The sequence below is a fragment of the Delftia sp. HK171 genome (genome assembly GCF_001886655.1).
GTDB classification, from domain to species: domain Bacteria; phylum Pseudomonadota; class Gammaproteobacteria; order Burkholderiales; family Burkholderiaceae_C; genus Comamonas; species Comamonas acidovorans.
On the sequence record NZ_CP018101.1, the window covers coordinates 3,068,945 to 3,095,494 of the forward strand.

Sequence of the window (26,550 nt, forward strand, 5' to 3'; positions counted from 1 at the left end):
TAAGATGGCTTTTCCTCATCAACCCAGGAACGGAAAACACCCATGAACCCCCATGCCTTCGAGCCCGACATTTCCCGCATCGACGAGCTGCTGCACATCACGCCGCTGCGGCTGGAGACGGGAATCCAGCGCCTGCCCAGCGGCTGCCTGGTGGTGGCCTGCCGCACCGACCTGCATGGCTGCAGCGGCCGCATGCTGGACTGGTGGTTCAAGTTCTTCGAGACCACGCAGCACATCAAGTGGTGGCATCCGCATGACCACATCGCGCATCGCGGCTGGGATGCGCAATGGAAGAAGGGCGAGAGCTACATCGGCGCTTCCATCGAGGCCGTGGAGTCCCTGGCCGATATTCCGCCCGTGGCGGCCAGGCTCAAGTTCCACGACCCGCGCGAGCTGTTCGACCCTGCGCAGCTGGAGCTGGCCTTTGCCGAAAAACGCGCCTCGGCCGCCGTGTATGCACGCATCGGCTTCGGCGAGCATGTGCAGCTGGATGCCAGCGGGGACCCCATGGACGGGCAGATGGTGCACCTGGCGCGTGACACGCCTTTTGGCTGCGTGCTGCGCAGCCGCTTTTTGCTGGGCCAGTCCTGCGCCGACCCGGCGGCCGAGCTGCCCGATGTGCTGGGCCTGGGCCTGCTGCGCCATTGCTACACGGAGTTCACCTACCTGTCGCGCTTCCTGCCCTCGCTGTACTACGGCGAGCATGGCAACGGCGAGGCGGCGCCGCTGCCCTGGTAGCCGTGGCCCCAGGCTTCAAAGCTGCTGGTGCACGGCCGTGGCCAGCTGCAGCAGCCGGTTGCGCGGCAGGGCGCCGCTGAGCGCATAGCCAAAGCCCTGGTCCACCCAGTAGAAGCTGGGCACGGGGCCGTCGCTGCTGAAGTGAAAGGCGGTCTCGCCGCGCGTGGCCGGGTCCTCCAGCGCGCCCAGGTAGAGGGTGATGCGCTCGCCCGCCGCGTCCTGGTACATGAACTGGGCGCGTGCGCCGCTGTCGCCGGGCAGCAATCGGCCGCCCACCAGCTCATAGCCCAGGTCCGTGAGGGCCGGCAGCTTCAGCGGCCGGCCCAGGCGCTTGGACAGCCACTGCAGCAGATGGGCCTGCTGCGCGGCCTCCACCTCGACCGGGTGGCGTTGCTCGGGCTGGTAGACCGCGTGGGCAACGGCCGCCTGGTGGGCGAAGCGGGCCGGGGTGGCCGCAGCCAGCGTGGCCGCCGTTGATGGCGCGGCGGCGGGCACCGCCTGCTGCCCATGCACCAGCCAGCCCAGGCCGAAGGCCAGCATCCAGCCCGCGGCCATGCCACCCCAGCGCCACCACTGCTGCTGGCGCTGGCGCAGGCCCTGCAACTGTTCGGCGGCGGCGCGCATTTCGTCGGGCATGCCGGGTTCATCCCGGGCGGCATGCAGGGCGCGCAGCAACTGGCGCTGGCGTTGCCATTGCTCCACGCGCGCGGCACTGTCTTCGTCCAGCTGGTCGCGCAGCGCCTGCGCTTGCTGCGCGGGCAGGCGTCCATCGACCAGGGCGTGCAACTGCTCGTCGGAAATGGGCGGGGGCAAGGGCGAGGAAGATGAAAGAGGGGTGGGGGCGGATGCAGTCATGGCGGCCTCTTCATTTGAGCCGGCGCAGCGCGGGGGCTGCGGCTTGGGGTGTTGCGGCCTTCGCAGTAGGTGCTGACTGTGCAGGCGCTGCAGAGGAGGCCGAAGTGGCCGAGTTTGCCGAGTTTGCCGAGGTGGCCGATGGGGCCTCCATCAATTCGCGCAGCCGGGACCGTGCGCGCGACAGGCGCGACATCACGGTGCCCAGGGGCAGCTGCAGCACGCGCGCCGTGTCGGCGTAGCTCATGTCCTCCACGCTGACCAGCAGCAGCACGGCCCGCTGCTCGGCGGGCAGGCGCTGCAGGCAGCGCTCCAGGTCCAGGGCCGCGTCGCTGCTGTCCTCGGGTGCGGCCAGGGTCTCGGACAGGCTGTCTATGTCCAGCCACTGCCCGCGCGCGGCAGAGCGCCGCTGGTTCAGGTAGAGGTTGTGCATCAGCGTGAACAGCCAGGCGCGCAGATCGCCGTCGGGGCGCCACAGCAGCCATTTGCGGCAGGCACGCTCCAGCGTGTCCTGCACCAGGTCGTCGGCGGCCCAGGCATCGCCTGCCAGCAGCCGCGCGTAGCGGCGCAGGCCGGGCAGGTGCTCCAGGATCTGGCTGCGGTCCATGGGCAGGTCCGAAGGCGGATGCGGCTGGAATCAGGGGCGTGCGGTATGCCAGACGCCCATGACGCCGTCGCCCGTGGTGTCACCGGCCTTGCCGTCCTTCACCCAGTAGTACAGCGGCTTGCCCTTGTAGGCGATCTGGCTGCTGCCATCGTCGCGCTGGACCACGCTGTAGTTGCCGCCGGACGGCGCCTGCTTGCCCATCAGCGGCGGCCAGTTGGTCGCGCAGGGGCCGTTGCAGACGGACTTGCCGCTGCCGGCCGTGTCCTTGTCGAAGGTGTAGAGCGTCATGCCGTTGGCGCCGACCAGCATGCCGTTTTGCACGCTGACCGCGCTGGGCGGGGTCTGGCCAGAGGCGTTGGCCGCAGGCGCGGAATAGCAGCCTGCCAGGGTCAATGTCAGGGCTGCCGTGAAGGCACAGGTACCAAGTTTCATGCCGAGCTTCTTCATCGCTGTCTCCGGTGCTTGCCGGCGCGCGAAATTGCGGCCGGACACTGCAATGAACACTGGGCCGTGCCGGTTTATTCCGCAGCAGTGCAAAAAAAGCTGCGGATGCCCGTCAACGGTTGAAGCTCTTCATGGCGCGCTCGACCTCGCGCTTGCCTTCGCGGTCCTTGATCACGTCGCGCTTGTCGTGCTCGGCCTTGCCCTTGGCAAGGGCGATGTCGCACTTGACGAAGCCGTTCTTCCAGTGAAGGTTGATGGGCACCAGCGTGAAGCCCTTTTGCTCGACCTTGCCGATCAGGCGCAGGATGTCGTCCTTCTTGAGCAGCAGCTTCTTGATGCGCGCCGCGTCGGGGTTGACGTGGGTGGAGGCGGTCTTGAGCGGGTTGATCTGGCAGCCGAGCAGGAACAGCTCGCCGTCCTTGACGATGACGTAGCCGTCGGTCAGCTGCACCTTGCCGCTGCGCAGTGCCTTCACTTCCCAGCCGTGCAGCACGATGCCGGCCTCGAAGCGTTCCTCGAAGAAGTAGTTGAACGCGGCTTTTTTGTTGTCGGCGATGCGCGACTGTGTTTCAGGTTTCTTGGCCATGGAGTAATAGATGCGGCGAAAACCTGGAGATGAAAGCTCTCCATACAATACTGGATTGCCGTCTCGCCTCCGTGCGGGATTTTAGTTTCGCCTTGCCGTCATTGTGACAGCCGTATGCGCCATGACCGCGCAGCCGGTGTTTTGCATGCCGTGCAGCCCGCCCCATTCATGAAAAAAGTCAACAAGTCCGTCCTGATCTGGTACAGCCCCCAAGAAATGTTTGCCCTGGTGACGGACGTGGCCCACTATGCCGACTTCCTCCCCTGGTGCGACCAGGCCAGGGTGCTGGAGCAGGACGAGCAGGGCATGACGGCCGAGGTGGGCATTGCATTCGGCGGCATGCGCAAGTCCTTCGTCACGCGCAACACGCACAGCGTGCTCGACGACGGCGGGCGCCAGGTCAGCATCCGCCTGATCAAGGGGCCGTTCTCGCGGCTGGAGGGCAACTGGATGTTCCGCCCCGTGGGCGACGGCACGCAGCGTGCCTGCCGCGTGGAGCTGCAGCTGGACTATGGCTTTGACAACATGGCGCTGGCCGCCGTGGTCGGCCCGGTGTTCGACCGCATCGCGGGCTCCATGGTGGATGCCTTCGTCAAGCGCGCCGAGCAGGTCTATGGCTGAACCCCGGCCGTTTCTGTGCATCACGCTGGCATGCAGCCCGCGTGCCGGTGAAGTCGTTGAGCTGACCCTGCAATTGCCGGCCGGTGCCTCGATTGCCGACGCAGTCGAGGCCGCTGGTGGCTGGCAGGCGCTGGGCTTTGCACAGGAGGGGCCCGCTGGCCTTTGGGGCCGCAGCGCACCATTGACGCAAGGCTTGCGCGACGGCGATCGCGTGGAGCTGTACCGGCCCTTGACCGTGGACCCCAAGGTGGCGCGCCGAGAGCGCTTTGCGCGCCAGGGAGCCCGCGCCACGGGCCTGTTCCAGCGCCAAAGGCCCGGGGCCAAGGCCGGTTACTGAAGGAGGGAGGCGCTCAGCGCACCGGGCCGCAGTCCGAGGCGATGGTGGCGTCGGCGCGCTTGAGTTCGCTGTTGCGCGTGGCTTCGTCCATGAAGCCGCGTTCGCCCTGGGCATTGGTGTGTGCCAGCAGGCCGCCCGATGACAGTGCCGTCTTGGCCTGTTTTGCCCGCGCACAGTTTTCCTGGCGATCCTTGGCAATGCGGTCCTTTTCTGCCTTGGCCTTGGCGGCCTCCTGGGCCTCGGCCTTGCGCTTTTGCTCTTCCAGGGCCTTGTCGGTGCCTGCGGGCTTGGCGTCCTTGGCGGCGGCGGCAGGCGCTGCCTGTGCCTTTGCATCTGCAGCGGGCTGCGTGGCCGCATCTGTAGCCGCGGGTGCCGTGGATGGCGCCGCCGCTGCTGGAGCGGGCGCGCTGCCGCCAGGCTGGCGCAGGATGTTCTTGGCCGGAATGTCAGGGGGTGGCGCGCGGTCGCTGAAGACCTTGCGGCCTGTGGCGTCGACCCATTGCCACTGGGCGGCTGCGGATAGCGAACAGGCGGCAAGCGCGGCTAGCAAAACAAGCTTGGTGGCATGCATGGTGATTGGGGTGATCGGGCCGGTTGCAGGTAGCAATAGCAGGAAATGATGGCGGGCAGCGATAGCGGGGAACAATGGCCTACAGCATACATTGTGATCCGGCGCACGGGTACAATCCTTCTTTTGGAGCTCTCACATGCGCCTTCTCGGTAAAGCCCTGACCTTCGACGACGTCCTCCTGGTCCCCGCTTTCTCCCAGGTCCTGCCCAAGGACACCTCGCTCAAGACGCGCTTTTCGCGCAACATCTCCCTGAACATCCCCCTTGTGTCCGCCGCCATGGACACCGTGACCGAAGCGCGTCTGGCCATTGCCATCGCGCAAGAGGGCGGTATCGGCGTCATCCACAAGAACATGACGGCAGAGCAACAGGCTGCCGAAGTGTCCAAGGTCAAGCGCCACGAATCCGGTGTGGTGCACGACCCCGTGGTCATCACCCCCGAGCACACCGTGCTGCAGGTGCTGCAGCTGTCCGAGAACCTCGGCATCTCCGGCTTTCCTGTGTGCGACGGCGGCAAGGTGGTGGGCATCGTCACCAGCCGCGACCTGCGCTTCGAGACCCGCTACGACGTCAAGGTCAGCCAGATCATGACGCCGCGCGAGCGCCTGATCACCGTCAACGAGAAGGACGGCACCACGCCCGTGGAAGCCAAGGCCCTGCTCAACAAGCACAAGCTCGAGCGCATCCTGGTCGTGAACGACGCCTTTGAACTCAAGGGCCTGATCACCGTCAAGGACATCACCAAGCAGACCACCTTCCCCAACGCAGCGCGTGACAGCGCAGGTCGCCTGCGCGTGGCCGCCGCCGTGGGCGTGGGCGAGGGCACCGAGCAGCGCGTGGAGCTGCTGGTCAAGGCCGGCGTCGATGCACTGGTGGTGGACACGGCCCACGGCCACAGCAAGGGCGTGATCGACCGCGTGCGCTGGGTCAAGCAGAACTACCCGCAGGTCGATGTCATCGGCGGCAACATCGCCACCGGCGCCGCTGCGCTGGCACTGGCCGAGGCAGGCGCCGACGCCGTCAAGGTCGGCATCGGCCCTGGCTCCATCTGCACCACGCGCATCGTCGCCGGTGTGGGCGTGCCCCAGATCATGGCCATCGACAGCGTGGCCCAGGCCCTGCAGGGCACGGGCGTGCCGCTGATCGCCGACGGCGGCATCCGCTTCTCGGGCGACATCGCCAAGGCCCTGGCCGCTGGCGCCTCGACCATCATGATGGGCGGCATGTTCGCCGGCACCGAAGAGGCTCCGGGCGAAGTCATCCTGTACCAGGGCCGTTCGTACAAGAGCTATCGCGGCATGGGCTCCATCGGCGCCATGCAGCAGGGCTCGGCCGACCGCTACTTCCAGGAATCGAGCACCGGCAATCCCAACGCCGACAAGCTCGTGCCCGAAGGCATCGAAGGCCGCGTGCCCTACAAGGGCTCCATGGTCTCCATCGTCTACCAGATGGCCGGCGGCGTGCGCGCTGCCATGGGCTACTGCGGCTGCGCCACCATCGAAGAGATGAACAACACGGCCGAGTTCGTGGAGATCACCGCCGCAGGCATCCGTGAATCGCACGTGCATGACGTGCAGATCACCAAGGAAGCGCCGAACTACCGCGCCGACTGATCCATATCCAGATCCAGCGCCTTGGCGCGAGATGGAAAAGAGGTCCGGGCAGCCACTGCCCGGACCTCTTTTTTTCGTGCGCTCACGAAGCTCAGATGGCGAAGCTCAGATGGCGAAGTTGTCCAGCACCGCGCCCGAGCTGGCGCTCGATGCGTTGAACGCGAACTTGGCCTGCACGCCCCGCGTGTAGCGGGGCGCGGGAGCCTTCCATGCCGCGCGGCGCTGGGCGAGCACGTCTTCGGGCACGTTCAGCTGCAGCTGCAATGCGTGCGCGTCGATGGTGATCGAGTCGCCCTCATGCACCAGCGCGATGGTGCCGCCCACGGCCGCTTCCGGCGCCACGTGGCCGACCACCATGCCCCAGGTGCCGCCGGAGAAGCGGCCATCGGTGATCAGGCCCACACTCTCGCCCAGGCCGGCGCCGATCAGGGCGCCCGTGGGTGCCAGCATTTCCGGCATGCCGGGGCCGCCCTTGGGGCCCAGGTAGCGCAGCACCATCACGTCGCCGGCCTGGATCCTGCCGTCGAGGATGGCCGCAAGCGCCGATTGCTCATCGTCGAACACGCGTGCCGGGCCGGTGATGACCGGGTTCTTCAGGCCCGTGATCTTGGCCACCGCACCTTCCGGGCTCAGGTTGCCCTTGAGAATGGCCAAGTGGCCCTGCGGATAGAGCGCGTCCGAGAGGGGGCGGATGACCTGGGGGTTGGGCGGTTCGTCAGGCACGCCGGCCAGGGTTTGCGCGATGGTCTGGCCCGAGATGGTGATGCAGTCGCCGTGCAGCAGGCCCGCATTCAGCAGGATCTTCATGACCTGCGGGATGCCGCCCGCCTGGTGCAGGTCCACCGCCAGGTATCTGCCGCTGGGCTTGAGATCGCACAGCACCGGCACCCGCTGCCGGATGCGCTCGAAGTCGTCGATGGACCAGGGCACGCCGGCCGCATGGGCGATCGCAAGAAAGTGCAGCACGGCATTGGTGGAGCCCCCGGTCGCCATGATCACCGAGACCGCGTTTTCGATGGACTTGCGCGTCACGATATCGCGCGGCTTGAGGTCCATCTTGATGGCCTCGATCAGCACCCTGGCGGATTCCTTGGCCGAGTTTTCCTTTTCATCATGGGGATTGGCCATGGTGGAGGAGTAGGGCAGGCTCATGCCCAGCGCCTCGAACGCGCTGGACATGGTGTTGGCGGTGTACATGCCGCCGCACGAGCCCGTGCCGGGAATGGCGTGCTGCTCGATGTCCTTGAGCTCCTGGTCGCTGATCTTTCCCGCGGCGTTCTCGCCAACGGCCTCGAACACGCTGACGATGTTCAGGTCCCGGCCTTTCCACCTGCCGGGCAGGATGGTGCCGCCGTAGACATAGATGGCCGGTACATTGGCGCGCAGCATGCCCATCATGCCGCCCGGCATGTTCTTGTCGCAGCCGCCGACCACCAGCACGCCGTCCATCCACTGGCCGCCCACGCAGGTCTCTATGCAGTCGGCGATCACCTCGCGGCTGACCAGCGAGTACTTCATGCCTTCCGTGCCCATGGACATGCCGTCCGAGATGGTCGGCGTGCCGAACACCTGCGCATTGCCGCCGGCTTCCTCGATGCCTGCGATGGCCGCGTCCGCCAGCCTTTGCAGGCCGGAGTTGCACGGCGTGATCGTGCTGTGGCCGTTGGCCACGCCGACCATGGGCTTCTTGAAATCCTCTTCCTTGTAGCCCATGCCGTAGAACATGGAGCGGTTGGCTGCGCGCGCCTTGCCTTCGGTGATGTGGGCGCTTCGGCGGTTGATCTGGTTCGGCGGGGTCATGGCATGTCTCTCGTTGTGGGGGTTGGATGAGTATGGGCCGACTGATTCATCTGATCCAATCCTATTCATCGGCATGATTGATATGCTGCGCATATGAATGAGCCCCCCATTGATCTGCGCGTCTGGCGGCAATTCCTGGCCGTGGCGGACGAGCTGCACTTCGGCCGCGCCGCGTCGCGCCTGCACATGACGCAGCCGCCGCTCACACAGGCCATCGCCCAGCTGGAGCGCAGCCTGGACGTGGCGCTGTTCGAGCGCTCGAGCCGCCACGTCGCGCTGACGCCGGCCGGCGAGGCGCTTGTGCCGCAGGTGCGTGAACTGCTGGGACGGGCGGCTGCGCTGCCCGGGATTGCGCGGGCTGCGGCAGCGGGAGAAGTGGGGCGCGTGCGGCTGGCCTTTGTCTCCACCATCGGCTTCACCCGGCTGCCGCTGTGGGTGCGGGACTTCGTTGCAGGCACGCCAGGTGTGGCGCTGGAGCTGGTCGAGGCCACCAGCGATGTGCAGATGGAAGCCTTCGAGCGCGGGCAGATCGATGCCGGGCTGATGCTGCATGCCCCCGGGCATGCGCCGGCCGGCCTGGAGCGCCTGGCCGTGGGACGGGAAGCCATGGTGCTGGCACTGCCTCAGCAGCATGCGCTTGCCGGTGCGGACCGGCTGATGCTCGACGAGGTGCTGGAGCAGCCGCTGGTGATCTTTCCGCGCCGCATCATGCCCTCGCTCCATGACGCGGTGACGGATCTGTACCGACGGCACGGACATGTGCCGCGCATCGCGCAGCAGGCGATACAGATGCAGACCATCGTGAACCTGGTCTGGGGCGGTATCGGCCTGGCCTGGGTGCCCGCCAGCGTGATGCAGTTCTGCAGGCCCGGCGTGGTCTACCGCGAGGCGGTTTTCGCCAGCGCCCGTGCAGGCAGCAAGGCCGTTGCCCTGCCGGTCTGCGAGACCAGCCTGGCCTGGCCGGCCGACGCCATGTCGCCCGCGCTGGCGCGGTTTGTCGACTTCGTGCGCGAACAGCATTGAGTGGGGCGCGCCAGCAGGCAGCTGAGGCCAATGCCTGGAATATCCGCAAGGTTCTGGTCTGAATTTTTGGAAATTCTGGCCAGAATGATAGAATTCGGGCCAGGCCGGATACTAGGCCTGTTTTTGTTTTCAGCCCCGCCATGCAATCTGTCGGCATCTACGAAGCCAAGACCCGTTTCTCCGCCCTGATCGAACTTGTCGAGCAGGGCGAGGAAGTGCGCATCACCCGCCACGGCAAGGAAGTGGTGCGCATGCTGCCGGTGCGCCGCCGCCCCGTCATCACCGACGAGCAGATCGCCCGCGAGCTGGAGCAGATGCAGGCGCTGCAGGCCACGGTGCGGCCAGCCCAGCCGGCACAGTCGGCACAGGCGCCGGACTCCACCACCCGACTGCGCCACGCAGGCCGGAGCCAGGCATGACCTCTTTCGTGCTCGATGCCTCCGTCACCGCCGCCTGGCTGCTGCCCGATGCCGCCAGCGTGCACACCCAGCGCCTGTATACCCGCATCCGCCGCCACGAAGTGGACCCGCAGGCGCCCAACCTCTGGCAGTGGGAGTGCGGCAACCTGATCGCCTCGGGCGTGCACGGCGGCCGCATTCCGCACAGCTCGATCGAAGGCCTGTGGGGCGTGCTCGAGGCCATCCGCCACCGCGTGGAGCTGCACGAGCTGGCGCCCGCCCAGCACAAGGCCGTGCTCGACGTGGCGCTGGACACCCGCCTGCCGGTCTATGACGCGGCCTACCTGTGGCTGGCGCAGTCGCTGCGCCTGCCGCTGGCCACCTTTGACGCGGCCCAGGCCGCCGCTGCCCGCAAGCGCGGGCTGGCGCTGCTGGCCCCTGAAGATTTCTGATCCCCTCCCATCACCTTTGCCTGAGATGACCATGCAACACGACAAGATCCTCATTCTTGACTTCGGCTCCCAAGTCACCCAGCTGATCGCCCGCCGCGTGCGCGAAGCCCATGTCTACTGCGAAGTCCACCCCTGCGACGTCAGCAGCGACTGGGTGCGCGAATTCGCCGCCGACGGCCGCCTCAAGGGCGTGATCCTGTCGGGCAGCCACGCCAGCGTCTACGAAGTGGACGACCGCGCCCCCGACGCCGTGTTCGAGCTGGGCATTCCCGTGCTGGGCATCTGCTACGGCATGCAGACCATGGCCACCCAGCTGGGCGGCAAGGTCGAAGGCTCGCACACCCGCGAATTCGGCTACGCCGAAGTGCGCGCCCATGGCCACACCGAACTGCTCAAGGGCATCGAGGACTTCGCCACGGCCGAAGGCCACGGCATGCTCAAGGTCTGGATGAGCCACGGCGACAAGGTCACCGAGTTGCCCCCGGGCTTCAAGGTCATGGCCTCCACGCCGTCCTGCCCCATCGCCGGCATGGCCGACGAGGCGCGCCGCTTCTACGCCGTCCAGTTCCACCCCGAAGTCACGCACACCGTGCAGGGCGCGGCCCTGCTCAACCGCTTCGTGCGCGAGATCTGCGCGGCCAACGCCGACTGGATCATGGGCGACTACATCGAGGAAGCCGTCGCCAAAATCCGCGAGCAGGTGGGCGACGAGGAAGTCATCCTCGGCCTGTCGGGCGGCGTGGACTCCTCCGTGGCTGCAGCCCTGATCCACCGCGCCATCGGCGACCAGCTGACCTGCGTCTTCGTGGACCACGGCCTGCTGCGCCTGAACGAAGGCGACATGGTCATGGAAATGTTCGAAGGCAAGCTGCACGCCAAGGTCATCCGCGTGGACGCCAGCGACCTGTTCCTGGGCAAGCTGGCCGGCGTCAGCGAGCCCGAGGCCAAGCGCAAGATCATCGGCGGCCTGTTCGTGGACGTCTTCAAGGCCGAGGCCGCCAAGCTCAAGGCGGGCGACGGTGGCCACAAGGGCGCCACCTTCCTGGCCCAGGGCACCATCTACCCCGACGTCATCGAGTCGGGCGGCGCCAAGAGCAAGAAGGCCGTCACCATCAAGAGCCACCACAACGTCGGCGGCCTGCCCGAGCAGCTCGGCCTGAAGCTGCTCGAGCCCCTGCGCGACCTGTTCAAGGACGAAGTGCGCGAACTCGGCGTGGCCCTGGGCCTGCCGCGCGAAATGGTCTACCGCCACCCCTTCCCCGGCCCGGGCCTGGGCGTTCGCATCCTGGGTGAAGTCAAGAAGGAATACGCCGACCTGCTGCGCCGCGCCGACGCCATCTTCATCGAGGAACTGCGCAACTGGACCGACGAAGCCACCGGCAAGAACTGGTACGACCTCACCAGCCAGGCCTTTACCGTCTTCCTGCCCGTCAAGAGCGTGGGCGTCATGGGCGACGGCCGCACCTACGACTACGTCGTGGCCCTGCGCGCCGTGCAGACCAGCGACTTCATGACCGCCGACTGGGCCGAGCTGCCGTACGGCCTGCTCAAGAAGGTGTCTGGCCGGATCATCAACGAAGTGCGCGGCATCAACCGCGTGACCTACGACGTTTCGACCAAGCCGCCGGCGACGATTGAGTGGGAATGATTGCGCAATAGGAAACTGCTGGAACTGTCTGGCAGTGTTTCCACCTCAAGCCCGCATCAATGCGGGCTTTTTTTCTGCCCGCTTGCCATTGTTCAGTGGGATGCTGGAACGGCCGAATGCTGGCGCAGGTATGCCCTCAGCTTCGCGTCCGTGGCATACACATAGCACCCCTTCATGCCACGGGTCATCAAGGTGCGATAGGTGTTCTTGATGATGCTGTCCGCCAGCCGTGCGGCCTCGGCAGGCTGCTCCTTAGTCATCTTCACGAATCCCTTCATGGTCTTGTCATGTCTGTCCCTCGCTCGGGGCACTGCCACTAGCGTGTCACCCATGATGGTCAGGTCTGGCCCGATGATGACTCCCACATAGTCCACTTCCAGCCCCTGGCAGGTGTGTATGCAGCCGACCTGTGCCACAGAGTTCGGTGCCACGATCCAGAGGCTGCCGTCCTGGTCCAGATTCCATTGGCGCTCGTAGTCTCCGATGACTACGTCCATAAGCTTGGGATCCTTCTTGCTGTTCCATGGCCAGCAGTAACCAGCCACAACGCGTGCCCGGTTGTTGGTGTTCTTCGTCTCGACGGCCTTGTGCAGATCCGAGGGGTCGTCAAACACCTGAAAGTCAAACGGAATATCTGCAAGGCTAGGGTTGGCGGTAGCTCGGATCTGCAACGTATGGTCTACCCAGGCCAGGTAGCCGTCGGAGCCGGCGCACCGAAATTGGGAAGTCAGCGAATATTCCTCTACCTCAGCATTCCGCCCGGCTGCAAACTTGCGGATGACCTCCTTGGAACCTACATCCTTGAGAGTCACGCGCTGGTCTTCGTCGATGAAGAAGATGCTGCACTTGGCGGCTTCTATCAGCTCCTTGACCTGATGGGTGCCCAGATTCCCATAGAAGCCGCTTTTTTCGGTTAGGCGATGTGCTTCGTCCACGACCAAGACATCAAAGGCATCCTGCACGGTTTCCGTGAAGGAGCCTGATCCGCCGAAAAGATTGACCAGATGTGCGTTGTCGCGCGTCTGTATCAGTTTGTCGCTGTAGACAGCACGTGGGGCAGCGTTCTTGGAAATGTATTTGACGGTCAACCCTTCGCGCAGAGCCGCAAGCAGGTTGACGGCGATCACCGACTTGCCGGTTCCAGGACCGCCCTCAATGATCAAGACGCGAGGCCTGCCGCTGGCGCTGGCCTGGCGGCATGCCGCCTTCGCAGCCTCGAACACTTCCTTCTGGTCGTCGATTAGCGCGAACTCGCTGTTGCCCTTCAGCAGCTTGCCGACCACATCCGCCAGCGCTTTGGATGGGCGCATCCTTCCTCGTTCAAGATCGAACAGCACCTGGCGGCCTCGGCCATGCCGGATGTGCTGTTTGATGAACTCGCGGAGTTTCTTGCGGTCTTCATCACCTTTCAGGAACAAAGGTGCCCGCTCGATATAGGGCTGGTACTGGGGGGAGTCAATGATGCCATCGGCGGCATAGTTGTGCAGGTAGGCGCAAGGCTTCAGCTGCAGCCCGCCGTCATAGATGGCCTCGTTGAACCCCTCCAGAAATGCCGTGTACGACCACGCCTGGTAGCTGGGGTGAATGCGTGCCTGGTCAGGGCGCATTCCACCGCGCAAAAGCACGATGGCATCGCGGTCGGTGGCGCCGACCGATGACCATTGCTTGAGTTCGACCACCACCAGCCGTCGAGAGCCGTCGTCGGCATGTCCGGCAAGAATGACATCGATGCGTTTTGACGATTGCGGCAGGATGAATTCGACAGCGACCCCGATGTCGGGTGCGATTTCCGGGTCACGCAGAAGGCGGGCAATGTAGCCCAGTGACTCGCGCCATGATCGGATCTCCGCCTTGGCTACCTTGCGGTGAGTCGCTGCCTGGTACTTCGCGTAGATGACGTCTTCAATATCGCGTTCGTCGTAGTCGAGCAGGAATTGTGTCTTCTCGGCCTGATAAACGATCATGGCTCGGGCAGCTGGTCGTATTTGGTGCTGACGCCGCGCGACGCCTCGACAGGGTATTTGGCGGCGTTGGAAGCCAGCTTGCTGGCGATGGCTGCGTTGAGGTCCACGTCCAGCACATCCGCCAAGCGGATGAGGTACAGGGCGACATCGGCCAGTTCGTCGCGTACCGCCGAGGCGGTTTTAGGATTCGAGGCGGCCGAATGAGAGTCGGCCTCGGTCATCCATTGGAATATTTCGGTCAACTCACCCACCTCGCCCGAGAGAGCCATGACCAGATTCTTGGGTGAATGGAATTGTTGCCACTCCCGCTCTTGCGCAAACTGCCTCAGCGCGTGTACCGCGCCCGTCACGTCAATCAGACTTTTGTCCACATCCAGACCCTTTCGGAACGGATTGTTACCTATTCTGTAGTTCCTAGGACTCAGAGACCTGAAGTATCGCTGTGCCTATGAAAATTCTGAACCTGGCGAGGCTTGGATGTAAGAACTCGCCGCCTGATTCCCAGGTCCGGTGCAAGCACTTGCGCGCAGACAAACGGAGTCCAGTGTTCCCCATGAAAGACATGGCTGCTACCAGACCAAGCATGCGTTTGTAACGTAAAGTACTATTTCTTTGCAATTTGCTGTGTGCTGCTGCGGACCCTAGCTCGTGGGTATTGATTCCGCATGAAGATACTTCTCCCAAACGCTGATGGCTGTTGAACTCTCTCGCCTTCAAAGTCCTGCGGCCGTTCAGGCGGCGTTGGACGAGTTTTCACGTCTTGGTCGGACGGCATTCCTGAAGCGATACGGATTTGGAAAATCGCGCGATTTCTTGGTTCGCAATGCAAGAACCGGGCAGCTATGCGACTCCAAGGCCATCGTCGGAGCTGCGTTCGGCCATCAGTTCCCGCAGGAGGGACCGCTCAAGCCGAATGATTTCTCCGGTGGAGAGGCCACCGTCGTTCCTCGATTGCAGCATCTGGGCTTCGATGTCGTGCGCATTGGTGAAGACTGGACCTTCGATGAGGTGCAGGCCACGGTCGCGTCATATTTCGAGATGCTTTTGCTGGAGGCCGAGCAGCAGCGCTACACCAAGACCGAATTCAATGCGCAGTTGCGCCAGCGGCTGCGTGAGCGCAGCAAGGGATCGGTGGAGTTGAAGTTCCAGAACATCAGCGCCGTCCTGCATGACCTGGAGCTGCCCTTCATCCGCGGCTACAAGCCCCGGAGCAACGCTCAGCTTCTGTTGCGTCAGGCGGTGCAGCAGTTCGTCCTGAATCAGCCGGGCCTGGTTTCCCGCGTAGTGGATGCGATGGAGGAGGTCAAGACGTCTGATGAGCAGAGTTTTCATGCCTGCCTGGTTGAACCGCCTGCGCTGGAGACAGTGGCGCAGTTGGCGAAAGACGGCGCCAAGGTCAGATTTCCACGCAAGACGAACTGGGCCCAGCGTGATGAAGGCAACCGGCATCTTGGCCGTGCCGGAGAGCAGTGGGTCATCGGATTCGAGCAGCGGCGACTTGTCCATGCCGGGTATCCGGAGCTTTTCCAGCAGCTGGACTGGGTCTCGGACCGGCTCGGCGACGGGAGCGGCTACGACATCCTCTCGCATGAGCGGCCCGGCGAGCATCGCTTCATCGAGGTCAAGACCACCAATGGCGGGCATGCTTCGTCCTTCATCATCAGCCGCAACGAACTGGATTTCGCAGCAGAGGCCGGGGATGCCTTCCATCTCTACCGGGTTTTTCAGTTCCGGCAGGAACCAAGGCTCTACATCCTGAACTGGCCGCTGGCGGACCAGCTGCACCTGGAGCCCATCGATTTTCGGGCGTCGTTCCGGCGCCTGGTCGGGTAACGCGCAGGGCGGCCGAGCCAGAGCTCCCCGCAGCTTTGATCACAGGCACATGAAAGAGGGCTGAAGAGGGCTGCCCTGCGCATCCTCTGGAGCGCGACGACAATAGCCCATGATTCAAGAAAAGCCCCTGGCGGCAACCGAACTGGAGCGGCCTGCCATGGCCTTGCGCACTCTTGCGAACGGGGTACGGCTGCTGGCGCTGCCCATGCCGCATTTGCAGAGCGTCAGCGTGGGTGTGTTCCTGCGCGTGGGCTCCCGCGACGAGACCTCCACCAGCAACGGCATCAGCCATGTGCTGGAACACATGGCGTTCAAGGGCACGCACACGCGTTCCGTGCAGGAGATCAACCTGGATGCGGAGCGGCTGGGCGCGGAGGTCAACGCCTTCACCGGGAAGGACATCACCGGCTATTTCATGACCGGCCTGGGCTGGCATGCGCAGGCCTTGCTGGGAATGATTGCGGACATCGTGCTGAACAGCGTGTTTCCCGAGCATGAGCTGCAAAGGGAGCTGCAGGTGATCCGGCAGGAGGCCATCGAGTACGAAGAGGACCCGGAGGACAGCGCCGGCGATCTGCTGGACCGCGCCATCTGGGGCGACGACCCCATGGGCATGCCGGTGATCGGCACGGTGGCCAATATCGAAGGCTTCACCCGGCAGGATCTGGTGCGCCATGTGCAGTCCCATTACGTGGGAGAAAAGACCGTCGTCGTTGCGGCCGGAAACTTCGATGTGCCGGCCTGGCTGGAGCAGGCGGCGCAGCTGTTCGCCGGCATGCCTGCTTCGGCCGATCCCGCTGTGGCGCTGCCCCCTCAGCCCGCAAAGTATGTGGGGCAGGCCCTGGCGCAACGTTTCACGCAGGTGTCCCAGGTGTTCGTGAACCTGGCCTATCCCCTGGTGTTCGAGCAGTTGCAGGGCGAGCACCCGCAGCGTGCGCGTCTCGTGGCCTCGCTGGCGGCCCATCTGCTGGGCGAGGGGATGTCGTCGCCCCTGGTCGATACCGTGCGCGAACGGCTCGGACTGGCCTATACGGCCTATGCGGCGATGGAGGGTGGTGACGTCTGGGCCAATTTCATCGTGCATGCCGTCACGACGCCGGACAAGCTCGAAGCGCTGGTGGCAGCGACAGGCGGCCTGCTGCGCGCCCAGGCGGCCGGCATCGACCCCGTGCATCTGGAACGGGCCAAGAACCAGCTGGCGGTCTCGCGGGTGCGTGCGGGCGAGCGGACCTACGCCACCATGGAGCGGGCTGTCGAGGACCTCTTTGCCCATGGCAGCGTGACGTCCGTGGCCGAAACGCTGGCGATGATCGATGGCATCGGTGCCGAGGAAGTGCGCAAGGTCTTCGAGCGCATGCTGGCCCACCCTCCGGCGGTGGCCATCACCGGCAAGGGCGCCAGTGCCCGGACCGTGCGGCAGCTGGCCGCAGGTCTGGCGGCCTGAGCCGGCAGCGCGCGATCAGCGGCCAGCGGCCAACCGCCAGCCGCAACACATGGCGCTTTTCCCGTTGTCATGGAGTTGAGGGAGGGGGCGGCGGAGCGTTCCATTGCCGCTTGAGGTAGTGCGACTTCGGGTGCTCCTGCAGGAACACGCAGCACTGCACCCACGCCGCTGACTCCAGGGGCGCACCGATCGCGCGCGAGAGATGCGCGAACACGACCTCGGCCATGGCCGAGCACATCTGTGGCGGGCGCGGGTTGGTCAGCGTCAGGGTGGCGATCAGTTGCTGCGCGTGGGGGTCGTCGCCGCACAGTCCGACGGCGATGGGTGCCACGCGCGACTTCAGGTCCGCGAGCCGCGCCCATCCGCGCTCGGCCAGCGCAAGGTGCATGGCGTGCAGGACCGGCTCCCACTGGATCGACGGGAGCAAGGATGGCGATACCTCGATGGCGATGTGCGGCATGGGGCGGCGCCTTCAGTCGAGCTTGATGCCGACTTCGCGGATCAGCGTCTGCCAGCGTGCCCGCTCGCTGTCCAGCAGGCGTGCGAATGCCTGGGGCGAGTTGTCGATGGGCACCGAGCCGAGTTCGGCCAGCCTGTCCTGCGTGGCCTTGGTCGCCAGCGCCGCGCCCATGTGCTTGACCAGCCAGGCCTTGCGGTCGGCCGGGGTCGCAGCGGGCGCGAGGAAGCCGTACCAGCCGCTGATCTCGGCGTCCACGCCCGATTCCTTGAGCGTGGGCACGCCGGGCAGCGCGGGAATGCGCCTGGCGGACGTCACGGCCAGCGCCTTGAGGCGCCCGCTTTGCACATGCTGCAGGATGGCCGGCGTGGCTTCGAACACCATCTGCACCGTGCCGCCCAGCACGTCGTTGAGTGCAGGCGCGGAGCCCCGGTAGGGAATGTGCAGGATCGAGGTGCCGGTCTGGCGCTTGACGAGCTCTCCCGCCAGGTGCTGCGGCGTGCCGTTGCCGGCGGATGCGTAGGAGAACTTGCCCGGGTTCTTGCGCAGCCATTCGAGCGCCTCCTTGGCCGTGGCCGCCGGGAAGGAGGGATGCACGGCCCAGATCAACGGCACCGAGGCGGCCAACGCCAGCGGTGTGAAGTCCTTGGCCGGATCGAAGTTGAGCCTGGAGTACAGCGCCGGGTTCGCGGCCATGGGGCCGAGTGCACCCAGCAGCAGCGTGTAGCCGTCGGCCTCGGCGCGTGCCGCCGCCTCCGTGCCGATGTTGCCGCCCGCACCGCTGCGGTTGTCGACGATCACCGTGCTGCCGCTGTCCGTCTGCAAGGCGTTCGCCATCAGGCGGGAGACGGCATCGGTGGTCGCACCTGCCGGATAGGGGCAGATGATGCGGATGGGCTTGGAAGGGAATGCCTGCGCGCGCGCCAAGGGGCTTGCGCCCAAGGCTGAAATGGCCGTCGCCGTGCTGGCGTACTGAAGGAAGTTGCGTCGTTTCATCGGTGCTCTCGTGACCAGAGTTGTCTCGTGGCCGTAGTGTCGGCAGGCCCTTGTTTCTTCGCAATTCGCATTTTCTGGCCGCGCCTATCGGATAATCCGATGGCCATGTCCGCACGCAGCCGCGACCCCCTCGATCTCGTCTCATTGCGCCAGTTGCGCTACTTCGTGTCGGCGATGCGGGCGCACAGCTTCAGTGCGGCATCGCGCGATGCCTCGATCTCGCAGGCGGCGCTTTCGGAGCAGATCGCCTTGCTGGAATCGACCCTGGACGTGCATCTGTTCGACCGTGCGAGCGGGCGTGCCGTTGCCACGGCCTCCGGACATGAGCTCGACCGCCGGGTGTCGGCCTGCCTCAGGGAGCTGCAGGCGGCGCTGCGCGACGTGCAGGCGCGTGCGAGCACCGTGGCGGGCCTGGTGCGCATCGGCCTGGTGCAGTCATACGCGGGATGCTGGGTACTGCCCGTCGTGCGCAGTGCCCAGGCGCAGTGGCCACAGCTGGCGATCGCACTGCGCAGGCGCACCGCACAGGCCTTGGTGGAGGGCGTGTTGCGTGGCGATTTCGATCTCGCCGTCAGCTTCGACCCGGAGCCGCATGCCGACCTGGAGATCCTGGCCTGTTTCGACGAGCCGGTGGTGGCCGTCGGATTGAAGCCCCGCCGGCGGCGACGCCTGCTGGAGCTCAGCGAGGTCGCGAACCACCCCCTGGCCTTGCTGCCAAGCGAATACGCCATGCGGCGCCAGCTCGACAACGCCTTTGCGGCGCAGGGGCTGAAGCCGGGCGTGCATCTGGAGTCCGATACGCTGGAGGACCTGGTGCATGCCGCCCGTGAAAACGGCATGGTTGCGCTGCTCAACGGTGCCGCGGCAATGAGCCTGGACGTGCAGGACGCAGTCCCGTTGGCCGAAAGAAATCTGGGCCGGCAAGCCTGCCTGGTGCGCTCACGCAGCCGTCACCACGGCTTTGCCGCCCAGTACGTATGGGACGAGCTGTCGGCGGCAACCCCCACGCTGCCGCCAGCGTGGGGGCGGCGCGTTGCAGCCGCGCGCTAGTCGTCGGCCGGATGGCCGGATCCGTACCGCCCGGATCTCTACCGCCCGTCAGGGCACTTCCTTCAGGCCCACCAGTTGCAGGGGGCGTGCCAGCAGTTCGTCGAAGCGTTTCTCGAACGCCTTGAAGTACGGCATGCGGAAGTGCGCATCCAGCGCTGCCTGGTCCCTGAATGACTCCCGCATGTAGAAGGTGCCGGGGGTGTCCGCCAGCTCGAACAGCGTGTAGTCCAGGCATCCGGCCTCCTGCCGGGTGAATGGCACCAGCGCGCGCAGGGCGTCGCGCAGCTGGTCTTGCTGGCCGGCCTTCGCTTCAAGGATGGCCAGGTTGAAAATGGTCTCTGTCTTCATGGTTCAGCCCCAGTTCTCCAGCACCACCTTGCCGCGCGCCTTGCCCGACTCGATCAGGGCATGGGCGCGCTTGAGGTTGTCGGCGTTGATGCTGCCGAAGCGCTCGGCCAGCGTGGTGCGGATCAGGCCGGCATCGACCAGTGCGGCAACCTCGTTGAGCAGGCGGTGCTGGCCGATCATGTCGTCGGTGCCGAACAGGGCGCGGGTGAACATCAATTCCCAGTGCACCGACACCGACTTGCGCTTGAGCTTGGTGATGTCCAGCGACGCGGGATCGTCGATCAGGCCGAATTTTCCCTGGGGCGCGATCGCCTCGACGATCTGTGCGAAGTGCAGGTCGGTCTGCGTGAGACTCACGATGAGGTCCACCGTGGGAAAGCCGATGCGCTTGAGTTCGTCGGCAATCGGCTGGCTGTGATCGATCACGTGGTGGGCGCCGAGCTCCTTGACCCAGGCCTGCGTCTCGGGCCGCGATGCGGTGCCGATGACGGTAAGGCTGGTCAGCCGCGTGGCCAGCTGCGTGAGGATGGAGCCCACGCCGCCGGAGGCGCCGATGATGAGCAGCGTCTTGTGGCTGGGGTGCTTGCCCGGCGCGATGCCCAGGCGGTCGAACAGCATCTCCCACGCGGTGATGGCGGTCAGGGGCAGGGCCGCCGCCTGTGCAAAGTCCAGCGACTTGGGCGCGTGGCCCACGATGCGCTCGTCCACCAGGTGCAGTTCGCTGTTCGTGCCAGGGCGCGCAATGGAGCCGGCGTACCAGACGCGGTCGCCCGGCTTGAACAGCGTGACTTCGGGGCCCACGGCCTTGACGATGCCGCTGGCATCCCAGCCCAGCACCTTGTGCGTTTGCCCCTCGGCGGGCACGCCGCTGGCGCGCACCTTGGTGTCCACCGGATTGACAGACACGGCCCTGACTTCGACCAGCAGGTCGCGGCCGGTGGCCACGGGATCGGGCAGGGTGATGTCGATCAGCGATTCGGGTTGGCTGATGGCCTGGGGTTTCTGGTATCCAACGGCTTTCATGGTCGTGCTTTCAAAGGTTGAGGAAGAGGGGGGGAGCAAGGAGGGAGAGCAGGGAGGGCGAGCAAGGAGGGTTTTAGGCAGTGGCGAGGGCTGCGTAGTCCGAGTAGCCGCGCGCGTCGCCGCCAAACAGGGCCTTCGGATCGAATGCGGCCAGCGGCGCCTGGGCGGCGTAGCGCGCCGGCAGGTCCGGGTTGGCAATGAAGGGGCGGCCGAAGGCAACGAGGTCTGCCAGGCCCTCGTGCAGGATGGCTTGGGCGCGCTCCGCGTCGTACTTGCCCGCAACGATCACCTTGCCCTGGTAGGCGCGGCGCAGCGCGTGGCGGAAGTCGTGCGGAATCTCGGGCGCATCGTCCCAGTCGGCTTCCGACAGGTGGATGTAGGCCAGGCCGATCTCGTCGAGCTTGCTGGCCAGATGCAGGATGGTCTCGATGATCTGCGGGCAGTTCATGTTGCGCTGCGTGATGAAGGGCGCCAGGCGGATGCCGGTGCGCTCGGCCCCGACCTCGCTCGCCACGGCGGCCGTGACCTCTTCGGCGAAGCGCGTGCGCTGGGCGATGCCGCCGCCGTAGGCGTCGGTGCGGTGGTTGGAGGTGGTGCGCAGGAACTGATCGATCAGGTAGCCGTTGCCGCCGTGGATTTCCACGCCATCGAAACCGGCACGCATCGCATTGGCCGCGCCCCTGCGGAAGTCGCCGATCACGTCCTGGATGTCCTGTGCGCTCAGTGCGCGCGGTACGGGGCAGTCGACCATGCGGCCGACACCGTCGTCGCCGACCACCCAGACCTGCGCTTCGGGCGACAGCGCCGAAGGCGCGACCGGCAGGCCATCGGCGTGAAAGCTGGCATGCGACATGCGGCCAACGTGCCACAGCTGCAGCACCATGCGCCCGCCGGCGGCGTGCACCGCGTCCGTGACGCGGCGCCAACCGTCCACCTGCGCCTCTGAATAGATGCCGGGGGTGAAGCTGTAGCCTTGGCCCTGGCGGGAGATCTGGGTGGCTTCCGAGACGATCAGGCCGGCGCTGGCGCGTTGTGCGTAGTAGGTGGCCATCAATGCATTGGGCACGTCGCCTGGCTGGCTGGTGCGGCTGCGCGTCATGGGGGCCATCACCATGCGGTTGGGCAGGCTGAGCGTGCCGAGCTGCAGGGGGCTAAACAGGGGCGTGGAGGCGGTGGTCATTCGGTTTCTTGGCGGAGCTGTACAGGTGTTGGGGCGGTGGCGGAAACCCGGTTCGCAAGTCGTCTGGGCATGGAGCGATGTTGACCTGGGCGTTTCAATTGAAAAAGACCCGCAGGACTGAAGGCGGCTTCAAAAGAAATTTGACGATGAGGTCAAGGCGCGGCCTGCACAACACCCGGGCGGATGGCCGTGCCGCGCCTGCCTGGCTACCATCTCCCCCATGAAGACCCAATACTTCGCCGCCACCTCACTCGACGGATTCCTGGCTACCGAGGACGACTCCCTGGACTGGCTGTTCCCGCTGGGCGACATGCAGGCCACGGGCTACCCGGAGTTCATTGCCGGCGTGGGCGCGCTGGCCATGGGGTCCGCCACCTACGAATGGATGCTGCGCCACGCGGAGACGGTGGCGCAGGAGACCGGGGCGGCGTGGCCCTATACGCAGCCAGCCTGGGTGTTTTCCAGCCGCACGCTGCCTGGTATCCCGGGTGCCGATATCCGGTTTGTCAGTGGCGATGTGCGTGCCGTGCATGCGCAGATGCAGGCTGCGGCCGGCGGGCGCAACCTCTGGATCATGGGAGGCGGGGACCTGGCAGGCCAGTTCTACGACGCGGGCCTGCTGGACGAGATGATCCTGAGCGTGGGCTCGGCCACGCTGGGCCGGGGCAAGCCGCTGTTTCCGCGCCGGGTGCTGCATCCGGTGTTGCGTTTGTTATCCGTGCGGCAGATCGGCGAGGGCATGGCGGTGCTGCATTACGAGGTGCGCAAGAGCACGGCCTGACGGGCTCCCTGATTCGGTCTGCGCGCCGCTTAGTTCGCCTCCCCGCGCCCAGGCGCCGTCATCCCCGGAATGTATTCATTGGAGATGAAGCTGCGGCAGCGGTGCATGAAGGCTTCCACCACATGGCGGGGCTTTTGTTCGCGGGCCCAGGCCAGGCCCAGTTTCATGGGGCGGTGGTTGCCGTTCAGGTGCAGGTTGACGATCTTCTTGCCGTCCAGCGCGTGGGAGTTGCGCGGGCGCACGTTGACCAGGGAGTAGCCCACGTCGTTGGCGACCAGGGAGCGCACCACGTCGGGGCTGGCGCTGCGGGCCGCGATCAGGGGCGAGACGCCGGCTTCGCGGAACAGCGACATGAAGTATTCACGGCTCAGGGGCAGGTCCAGCAGGACCATGGGCAGCTGGGCCAGCGCCTCCAGCGTGGTGGAGCGGTGGTTGGCCAGCGGATTGAGTTCGCTGACGATGACCATGGGCGGCAGCTGGGCCAGGGGCTCGAAGCAGATGTCCGATTCGGCCACCAGCAGGTCGTAGGTGATGGCGACATCGATCTGCGCGGTGCGCAGCTTGTGGATCAGTCCTTCCTGGTGGTCCTCGATCTGGGTGACCGTGGCCTTGGGGTGGGCGCGCGCGAATCCCTGGCACAGCTCGGGGGCGACCATGGCCGCCAGCGTGGTGAAGCAGCCCACGCGCACGGGGCCGCGCACCTGGCTTTGCGCGCTGCTGGCCACGTCGTACAAGGCCATGGCCTGGTCGAGCAGGCCGCGGATCTCCCGCAGGACTTCGGCGCCTGCGGGCGTGACGGACAGGCCTTGCGCATGGTGGCGCACGAACAGCGGCACCTGCAGCTCGGCCTCCACCTGGGTGATGGCCGATGAGATGGACGAGGGCGAGACGTGGATGCGGTTGGCGGCCTCGGCAATGCTGCCGAATTCGCCCGCTGCCACGCAGTATTCCAATTGTCTGAAGGTCAGTCGTGTCAGCACGGTGTGCAAGAGGTGGAGAGGGGGAGGGCGGCCAGGGTGACCTGCCGCGTAGTTGACCAAGCGGTGGACCGCGCTGCAAGAGGCCCTTCCCGCAAGGCGCCTGCATTGTGCGGCGGTCGGGCCCCGGCAGCCTTCAGTCGCTGGCGTTGTGATTGCGAAACCATTGCGCCACCGCACCGTCGCCCTGGGCCGGCGCCTGCGTGGCCTTCACGCGGTCCGTCAGGCCCGCAGACTTGCCCACGAAGTCCAGCGGCGCATCCCAGTTGAAATGCCGGTACACGGCCGCCGTCTGGGCGTAGGGCGGGCATTGCGCAAACAGCTGGAAGCTGAGCCGGTGGCCGGCGTGGTCCGAGTCGAGCAGGTCGCGCGCATAGGCCAGCAGCCTGCGGCGGTCGTCGGCCTGCCATTGCGGGCCGAGGGTGTAGAACTTGCGCAGCCAGGGGCCGGTGTCCTCGTTCTCGAAGCTGGCGTGGTCCGGCGTCAGGCAGACCTGGCCGCCGCACAGCTCGCGCACGGTGTTCATCATGTGGTGCAATTGGCCGGTGGCCAGTGACCGTCCCGTGAAAAGCAGGGACTGGTTGGGCATCATCAGCCCGGCCGGGCTGCGCTCGGCCAGCGCGATGGCGGCCGTGAGGTGGGCGTTGATGCCTTCGCGGTAGCAGGCCAGGCCGGCCAGCCTGTCCTGCACGGCCTGCAGCTTCTCCACGCCGGTCTGGCGCGCGTTGTGCAGGGCCGTGCCTATCAGCATGTCGGCCAGCTTGAGGCTGCGCTGCAGGAAGGTGAAGGCCGAGTAGCGGTGCAGCGTCTCGCGCAGGAAATGGGCGGCCCGGGTGTGGCGGTAGAACAGCACGTTCTCCCAGGGAACCAGCACGTCGTCGAAGACCACGATGGCATCCACTTCGTCGAAGCGATGGCTCAACGGATGGTCCTGGGCCGATGCGCGGGCGGCCAGGCCCGGGCGGCAGATGAAGCGCAGGCCGGGTGCGCCCAGGTCGCAGATGAAGCCTATGGCGTATTCGGACTGGGCAGCGTCGCCCCAGTGCGCCAGCCCCGGCTTGGTGAAGGCCTGGTTGGCATAGGCGGCGGCGGTCTCGTACTTGGCGCCGCGCACGATGACGCCTGCATCGGTCTCCTTGACCACATGCAGCAGCACGTCGGGGTCCTGGTCCTGCGGCAGGCGCGAGCGGTCGCCCTTGGGGTCGGTGTTGGCCGATACGTGGAACAGGTCGCCCTGCACCACGCGGCGGATGTGGGTGCGGATGTTGGCGGAAAAGCGCGGGTCCAGCTCGTTGAGCACGTCCTGGCCGTCGAACAGCGACCACATCTCGCCCACGCTCTCGTCGCCCACGCGCATGACCACGCCGCCCATGTCCTCCAGCAGCAGGTCGGTGGCGCGGCGCTTGTCCCACCAGTCCTGGCGCGTCAGCGGCAGCTTGTGGGCGATGGGGTGGCGCTCGCCGTCGCCTTCGTCGTAGGTGAGCGCGTCGCGCAGCGCGGCCTCGTGCTGCAGATCGTACATGCGCGCGCGGATGTCCACCAGCGGCTTGAACATGGGGTGGGTGGTCACGTCGTTGACGCGCTCGCCGTTCATCCAGACCCGCCGGCCATCGCGGATGGAGTCGCGGTACTGGCTGCCTGTCCTGATCATCAGCGGCTGGCCCACTTGCCGTCTTTGACCTCGTGCAGCTGCAGCTCCACGGGCACCTGCGTCTGGCCGTTGGCGTCGAAGGTCACGGTACCGGTCACGCCGTCGTAGCGTATGGCGCGGATGGCCTTGGCCACGGCCTGCCGGTCCTTGGTGCCTGCCGTCTTGAGCGATTGCAAAAGGATGCCGGTGGCGTCGTAGGCGTACTTGGTGTACGGGCTCTCGGAGTCGGCATAGCCCTTGGCGGCATAGGCGCGGCTCATGGCGTCCAGCCGGGGATTGGTCTGCGATTTGGGCGTGCCGACGATGGTGCCGTCCGCGGCCGGGCCGGCGATCTGGATGAGCTGCGGGTCGAAGATGCCGCTGATGCCCAGCATGGGCTGCTTCATGCCCAGCTCGGCCATCTGCTTGCGCACGATGCCGGCCTCGGTGATCACGCCGCCGAAGTAGACCGCGTCGGGGTTCAGGCTCTTGATCTTGGTGAGGATGGAGCGGAAATCCGTGGTGCCCACGGGGTAGCTTTCCTCGGCCACCACGCTGCCTTTTTCGGCCTTGTAGAAGCTGCCGAACGAGGCCAGGTTGGCGCGCCCGTAGTCGCTGGTGTCGGCAATGATGGCGATCTTTCTTGCGCCCAGGCCCGTGGCGGCCCAGGCGGCCAGGGGCTTGTTCTCGTTGACCAGGGTGGGCGTCACGCGCGTGGTGTTGGCGAAGTTCTGGTCGGTGATCTTGGGGCCGATGGCGCCCCAGACGATGAAGGGCATCTGCACGCGGTTGAACACCGGCAGCGTGGCCAGGGCCACGGGGCTGTTCCAGTGGCCTATGGCGCCCACCACGTCGCGGTCGTTGACCAGCTTGAGCGCGGCGGACACGCCGGTCTGCGGGTCGGAGGCATCGTCCAGCACCACGCCCTCCACCTTGAACGGCACGCCGGCCGTGGCATTCCACTGGTCGATGGCCAGCAGGAAGCCGTTCTTCGCGCCCAGGCCCTGCTGTGCGTTGCCGCCGCTGACGGGGCCGATGAAGCCCAGCTTCACGGTGGACTGGGACCAGGCCGCGCCGCAGGCCAGCGTGGCGGCGGCCAGCGCCAGGGCGGATGCGGCAAGGCGCCGGCGCGATGGCAGGAGGGCGGTGGTTGTCGTGAAGGCTTGCATGGTCGGTCG

The 26,550-nt window shown here is 66.0% G+C and carries 28 protein-coding genes; 12 read left to right on the forward strand and 16 right to left on the reverse strand.

The annotated features are described in order from the left end of the window. The first annotated feature begins 42 nt into the window (after nucleotides 1-42). Nucleotides 43-738, forward strand: coding sequence for a DAPG hydrolase family protein (locus BO996_RS13955; RefSeq protein ID WP_071955091.1), 696 nt, complete (start codon nucleotides 43-45; stop codon nucleotides 736-738). Between the two features lie 15 nt (nucleotides 739-753). On the opposite strand, the gene BO996_RS13960 is transcribed toward BO996_RS13955, so the two are convergent. The 4 genes from BO996_RS13960 to smpB all read right to left on the reverse strand — a co-directional run bounded on the left by BO996_RS13960 (nucleotide 754) and on the right by smpB (nucleotide 3,227). Next, nucleotides 754-1,593 carry an anti-sigma factor family protein gene (locus BO996_RS13960; RefSeq protein ID WP_071955093.1) on the reverse strand — a complete coding sequence of 280 codons (840 nt, stop codon included), beginning with the start codon at nucleotides 1,591-1,593 and terminating at the stop codon, nucleotides 754-756. A gap of 10 nt (nucleotides 1,594-1,603) precedes the next feature. Next, nucleotides 1,604-2,197 carry an RNA polymerase sigma factor gene (locus tag BO996_RS13965; protein WP_071955095.1) on the reverse strand — a complete coding sequence of 198 codons (594 nt, stop codon included), beginning with the start codon at nucleotides 2,195-2,197 and terminating at the stop codon, nucleotides 1,604-1,606. Between the two features lie 30 nt (nucleotides 2,198-2,227). Continuing rightward, nucleotides 2,228-2,644 (reverse strand): COG4315 family predicted lipoprotein, encoded by a 417-nt coding sequence (locus BO996_RS13970; protein ID WP_063326519.1) that lies wholly within the window; start codon nucleotides 2,642-2,644, stop codon nucleotides 2,228-2,230. Nucleotides 2,645-2,753: 109 nt separating this feature from the next. Continuing rightward, a complete protein-coding gene (smpB, locus tag BO996_RS13975) occupies nucleotides 2,754-3,227 on the reverse strand; it encodes an SsrA-binding protein SmpB (protein ID WP_013803027.1) in 474 nt (157 codons plus the stop codon). A gap of 168 nt (nucleotides 3,228-3,395) precedes the next feature. Between smpB and BO996_RS13980 the strand changes: the two genes are divergently transcribed. Together BO996_RS13980 and BO996_RS13985 are read left to right on the forward strand one after the other, a co-directional pair. Continuing rightward, complete coding sequence (locus tag BO996_RS13980; RefSeq protein ID WP_043783393.1) at nucleotides 3,396-3,848, forward strand: type II toxin-antitoxin system RatA family toxin; 453 nt, start codon at nucleotides 3,396-3,398, stop codon at nucleotides 3,846-3,848. Further along, a complete protein-coding gene (locus BO996_RS13985) occupies nucleotides 3,841-4,185 on the forward strand; it encodes an RnfH family protein (protein WP_012204850.1) in 345 nt (114 codons plus the stop codon). Before BO996_RS13980 ends, BO996_RS13985 begins: the two co-directional genes overlap by 8 nt. A gap of 13 nt (nucleotides 4,186-4,198) precedes the next feature. Here the strand turns inward: BO996_RS13985 and BO996_RS13990 are convergent, their stop codons facing one another. Next, entirely contained in the window at nucleotides 4,199-4,756 is a 558-nt protein-coding gene (locus tag BO996_RS13990; protein ID WP_071955096.1) for a DUF4124 domain-containing protein, read from the reverse strand. Between the two features lie 136 nt (nucleotides 4,757-4,892). Here BO996_RS13990 and guaB point away from each other — a divergent pair, with 136 nt between their 5' ends. Continuing rightward, complete coding sequence (guaB, locus tag BO996_RS13995; protein ID WP_013803023.1) at nucleotides 4,893-6,368, forward strand: IMP dehydrogenase; 1,476 nt, start codon at nucleotides 4,893-4,895, stop codon at nucleotides 6,366-6,368. A 105-nt stretch (nucleotides 6,369-6,473) separates the two neighbouring features. Here guaB and ilvD read toward each other — a convergent pair whose 3' ends face one another. Beyond that, complete coding sequence (gene ilvD / locus BO996_RS14000) at nucleotides 6,474-8,168, reverse strand: dihydroxy-acid dehydratase (RefSeq protein ID WP_071955098.1); 1,695 nt, start codon at nucleotides 8,166-8,168, stop codon at nucleotides 6,474-6,476. A 93-nt stretch (nucleotides 8,169-8,261) separates the two neighbouring features. Here ilvD and BO996_RS14005 point away from each other — a divergent pair, with 93 nt between their 5' ends. From BO996_RS14005 to guaA, 4 genes are all read left to right on the forward strand, one after another. Then, nucleotides 8,262-9,191, forward strand: coding sequence for a LysR family transcriptional regulator (locus BO996_RS14005; protein ID WP_071955100.1), 930 nt, complete (start codon nucleotides 8,262-8,264; stop codon nucleotides 9,189-9,191). Between the two features lie 140 nt (nucleotides 9,192-9,331). Continuing rightward, nucleotides 9,332-9,610 carry a type II toxin-antitoxin system Phd/YefM family antitoxin gene (locus tag BO996_RS14010; protein ID WP_012204855.1) on the forward strand — a complete coding sequence of 93 codons (279 nt, stop codon included), beginning with the start codon at nucleotides 9,332-9,334 and terminating at the stop codon, nucleotides 9,608-9,610. After that, nucleotides 9,607-10,041: a type II toxin-antitoxin system VapC family toxin gene (locus BO996_RS14015; protein WP_071955102.1), complete on the forward strand. Its 435-nt coding sequence runs from the start codon at nucleotides 9,607-9,609 to the stop codon at nucleotides 10,039-10,041. Before BO996_RS14010 ends, BO996_RS14015 begins: the two co-directional genes overlap by 4 nt. A 31-nt stretch (nucleotides 10,042-10,072) precedes the next feature. Then, entirely contained in the window at nucleotides 10,073-11,689 is a 1,617-nt protein-coding gene (gene guaA / locus BO996_RS14020) for a glutamine-hydrolyzing GMP synthase (protein WP_034364424.1), read from the forward strand. A gap of 92 nt (nucleotides 11,690-11,781) precedes the next feature. Here the strand turns inward: guaA and BO996_RS14025 are convergent, their stop codons facing one another. Together BO996_RS14025 and BO996_RS14030 are read right to left on the reverse strand one after the other, a co-directional pair. Then, on the reverse strand, nucleotides 11,782-13,653 hold the full coding sequence (locus BO996_RS14025; protein WP_071955104.1) for a DUF2075 domain-containing protein: 1,872 nt from the start codon (nucleotides 13,651-13,653) through the stop codon (nucleotides 11,782-11,784). Further along, nucleotides 13,650-14,024 carry a nucleotide pyrophosphohydrolase gene (locus BO996_RS14030; RefSeq protein WP_016448215.1) on the reverse strand — a complete coding sequence of 125 codons (375 nt, stop codon included), beginning with the start codon at nucleotides 14,022-14,024 and terminating at the stop codon, nucleotides 13,650-13,652. Before BO996_RS14030 ends, BO996_RS14025 begins: the two co-directional genes overlap by 4 nt. Nucleotides 14,025-14,343: 319 nt before the next feature. Between BO996_RS14030 and BO996_RS14035 the strand changes: the two genes are divergently transcribed. Both BO996_RS14035 and BO996_RS14040 read left to right on the forward strand, forming a co-directional pair. Next, nucleotides 14,344-15,486, forward strand: coding sequence for a DUF3883 domain-containing protein (locus BO996_RS14035; protein ID WP_071955106.1), 1,143 nt, complete (start codon nucleotides 14,344-14,346; stop codon nucleotides 15,484-15,486). A gap of 157 nt (nucleotides 15,487-15,643) precedes the next feature. Continuing rightward, nucleotides 15,644-16,930, forward strand: coding sequence for a M16 family metallopeptidase (locus BO996_RS14040; protein WP_071957101.1), 1,287 nt, complete (start codon nucleotides 15,644-15,646; stop codon nucleotides 16,928-16,930). A 67-nt stretch (nucleotides 16,931-16,997) separates the two neighbouring features. Here BO996_RS14040 and BO996_RS14045 read toward each other — a convergent pair whose 3' ends face one another. Together BO996_RS14045 and BO996_RS14050 are read right to left on the reverse strand one after the other, a co-directional pair. Further along, complete coding sequence (locus BO996_RS14045) at nucleotides 16,998-17,390, reverse strand: 5-carboxymethyl-2-hydroxymuconate Delta-isomerase (protein ID WP_071955108.1); 393 nt, start codon at nucleotides 17,388-17,390, stop codon at nucleotides 16,998-17,000. Nucleotides 17,391-17,402: 12 nt separating this feature from the next. Further along, complete coding sequence (locus BO996_RS14050; protein ID WP_071955110.1) at nucleotides 17,403-18,383, reverse strand: Bug family tripartite tricarboxylate transporter substrate binding protein; 981 nt, start codon at nucleotides 18,381-18,383, stop codon at nucleotides 17,403-17,405. A 99-nt stretch (nucleotides 18,384-18,482) separates the two neighbouring features. Here BO996_RS14050 and BO996_RS14055 point away from each other — a divergent pair, with 99 nt between their 5' ends. Beyond that, nucleotides 18,483-19,433: a LysR family transcriptional regulator gene (locus BO996_RS14055; protein ID WP_034392211.1), complete on the forward strand. Its 951-nt coding sequence runs from the start codon at nucleotides 18,483-18,485 to the stop codon at nucleotides 19,431-19,433. 48 nt (nucleotides 19,434-19,481) lie between these two features. On the opposite strand, the gene BO996_RS14060 is transcribed toward BO996_RS14055, so the two are convergent. The 3 genes from BO996_RS14060 to BO996_RS14070 all read right to left on the reverse strand — a co-directional run bounded on the left by BO996_RS14060 (nucleotide 19,482) and on the right by BO996_RS14070 (nucleotide 21,984). After that, nucleotides 19,482-19,781: a putative quinol monooxygenase gene (locus BO996_RS14060; protein WP_071955112.1), complete on the reverse strand. Its 300-nt coding sequence runs from the start codon at nucleotides 19,779-19,781 to the stop codon at nucleotides 19,482-19,484. A gap of 3 nt (nucleotides 19,782-19,784) precedes the next feature. Beyond that, nucleotides 19,785-20,804: a zinc-binding alcohol dehydrogenase family protein gene (locus BO996_RS14065; protein WP_071955115.1), complete on the reverse strand. Its 1,020-nt coding sequence runs from the start codon at nucleotides 20,802-20,804 to the stop codon at nucleotides 19,785-19,787. 73 nt (nucleotides 20,805-20,877) lie between these two features. Continuing rightward, nucleotides 20,878-21,984, reverse strand: coding sequence for an alkene reductase (locus BO996_RS14070; RefSeq protein WP_071955117.1), 1,107 nt, complete (start codon nucleotides 21,982-21,984; stop codon nucleotides 20,878-20,880). A 220-nt stretch (nucleotides 21,985-22,204) separates the two neighbouring features. Between BO996_RS14070 and BO996_RS14075 the strand changes: the two genes are divergently transcribed. Further along, nucleotides 22,205-22,765 carry a dihydrofolate reductase family protein gene (locus BO996_RS14075; protein ID WP_071955119.1) on the forward strand — a complete coding sequence of 187 codons (561 nt, stop codon included), beginning with the start codon at nucleotides 22,205-22,207 and terminating at the stop codon, nucleotides 22,763-22,765. A 29-nt stretch (nucleotides 22,766-22,794) separates the two neighbouring features. Here the strand turns inward: BO996_RS14075 and BO996_RS14080 are convergent, their stop codons facing one another. From BO996_RS14080 to BO996_RS14090, 3 genes are all read right to left on the reverse strand, one after another. Beyond that, entirely contained in the window at nucleotides 22,795-23,745 is a 951-nt protein-coding gene (locus BO996_RS14080; RefSeq protein WP_034398359.1) for a LysR family transcriptional regulator, read from the reverse strand. A 133-nt stretch (nucleotides 23,746-23,878) separates the two neighbouring features. Continuing rightward, nucleotides 23,879-25,393: a 4-hydroxyphenylacetate 3-hydroxylase family protein gene (locus tag BO996_RS14085; RefSeq protein ID WP_071957102.1), complete on the reverse strand. Its 1,515-nt coding sequence runs from the start codon at nucleotides 25,391-25,393 to the stop codon at nucleotides 23,879-23,881. Beyond that, nucleotides 25,393-26,541 carry a branched-chain amino acid ABC transporter substrate-binding protein gene (locus tag BO996_RS14090; protein WP_013802993.1) on the reverse strand — a complete coding sequence of 383 codons (1,149 nt, stop codon included), beginning with the start codon at nucleotides 26,539-26,541 and terminating at the stop codon, nucleotides 25,393-25,395. The genes BO996_RS14085 and BO996_RS14090 overlap by 1 nt, the downstream gene beginning before the upstream one ends. Between the last annotated feature and the right edge of the window lie 9 nt (nucleotides 26,542-26,550).

Coding starts and splice junctions, on each gene's coding strand:
- BO996_RS13955 (WP_071955091.1), top strand. CDS start 43: ATGAACCCCCATGCCTTCGAGCCCGACATTTCCCGCATCGACGAGCTG.
- BO996_RS14055 (WP_034392211.1), top strand. CDS start 18,483: ATGGCCATGTCCGCACGCAGCCGCGACCCCCTCGATCTCGTCTCATTG.
- BO996_RS14025 (WP_071955104.1), bottom strand. CDS start 13,653: ATGATCGTTTATCAGGCCGAGAAGACACAATTCCTGCTCGACTACGAC.
- BO996_RS13985 (WP_012204850.1), top strand. CDS start 3,841: ATGGCTGAACCCCGGCCGTTTCTGTGCATCACGCTGGCATGCAGCCCG.
- BO996_RS14050 (WP_071955110.1), bottom strand. CDS start 18,383: ATGAAACGACGCAACTTCCTTCAGTACGCCAGCACGGCGACGGCCATT.
- BO996_RS13965 (WP_071955095.1), bottom strand. CDS start 2,197: ATGGACCGCAGCCAGATCCTGGAGCACCTGCCCGGCCTGCGCCGCTAC.
- BO996_RS14070 (WP_071955117.1), bottom strand. CDS start 21,984: ATGACCACCGCCTCCACGCCCCTGTTTAGCCCCCTGCAGCTCGGCACG.
- BO996_RS13970 (WP_063326519.1), bottom strand. CDS start 2,644: ATGAAGAAGCTCGGCATGAAACTTGGTACCTGTGCCTTCACGGCAGCC.
- guaB (WP_013803023.1), top strand. CDS start 4,893: ATGCGCCTTCTCGGTAAAGCCCTGACCTTCGACGACGTCCTCCTGGTC.
- ilvD (WP_071955098.1), bottom strand. CDS start 8,168: ATGACCCCGCCGAACCAGATCAACCGCCGAAGCGCCCACATCACCGAA.
- BO996_RS14065 (WP_071955115.1), bottom strand. CDS start 20,804: ATGAAAGCCGTTGGATACCAGAAACCCCAGGCCATCAGCCAACCCGAA.
- BO996_RS13990 (WP_071955096.1), bottom strand. CDS start 4,756: ATGCATGCCACCAAGCTTGTTTTGCTAGCCGCGCTTGCCGCCTGTTCG.
- BO996_RS14090 (WP_013802993.1), bottom strand. CDS start 26,541: ATGCAAGCCTTCACGACAACCACCGCCCTCCTGCCATCGCGCCGGCGC.
- BO996_RS14015 (WP_071955102.1), top strand. CDS start 9,607: ATGACCTCTTTCGTGCTCGATGCCTCCGTCACCGCCGCCTGGCTGCTG.
- BO996_RS13980 (WP_043783393.1), top strand. CDS start 3,396: ATGAAAAAAGTCAACAAGTCCGTCCTGATCTGGTACAGCCCCCAAGAA.
- BO996_RS14005 (WP_071955100.1), top strand. CDS start 8,262: ATGAATGAGCCCCCCATTGATCTGCGCGTCTGGCGGCAATTCCTGGCC.
- BO996_RS13960 (WP_071955093.1), bottom strand. CDS start 1,593: ATGACTGCATCCGCCCCCACCCCTCTTTCATCTTCCTCGCCCTTGCCC.
- BO996_RS14085 (WP_071957102.1), bottom strand. CDS start 25,393: ATGATCAGGACAGGCAGCCAGTACCGCGACTCCATCCGCGATGGCCGG.
- guaA (WP_034364424.1), top strand. CDS start 10,073: ATGCAACACGACAAGATCCTCATTCTTGACTTCGGCTCCCAAGTCACC.
- BO996_RS14040 (WP_071957101.1), top strand. CDS start 15,644: ATGGCCTTGCGCACTCTTGCGAACGGGGTACGGCTGCTGGCGCTGCCC.
- smpB (WP_013803027.1), bottom strand. CDS start 3,227: ATGGCCAAGAAACCTGAAACACAGTCGCGCATCGCCGACAACAAAAAA.
- BO996_RS14060 (WP_071955112.1), bottom strand. CDS start 19,781: ATGAAGACAGAGACCATTTTCAACCTGGCCATCCTTGAAGCGAAGGCC.
- BO996_RS14035 (WP_071955106.1), top strand. CDS start 14,344: ATGGCTGTTGAACTCTCTCGCCTTCAAAGTCCTGCGGCCGTTCAGGCG.
- BO996_RS14010 (WP_012204855.1), top strand. CDS start 9,332: ATGCAATCTGTCGGCATCTACGAAGCCAAGACCCGTTTCTCCGCCCTG.
- BO996_RS14045 (WP_071955108.1), bottom strand. CDS start 17,390: ATGCCGCACATCGCCATCGAGGTATCGCCATCCTTGCTCCCGTCGATC.
- BO996_RS14075 (WP_071955119.1), top strand. CDS start 22,205: ATGAAGACCCAATACTTCGCCGCCACCTCACTCGACGGATTCCTGGCT.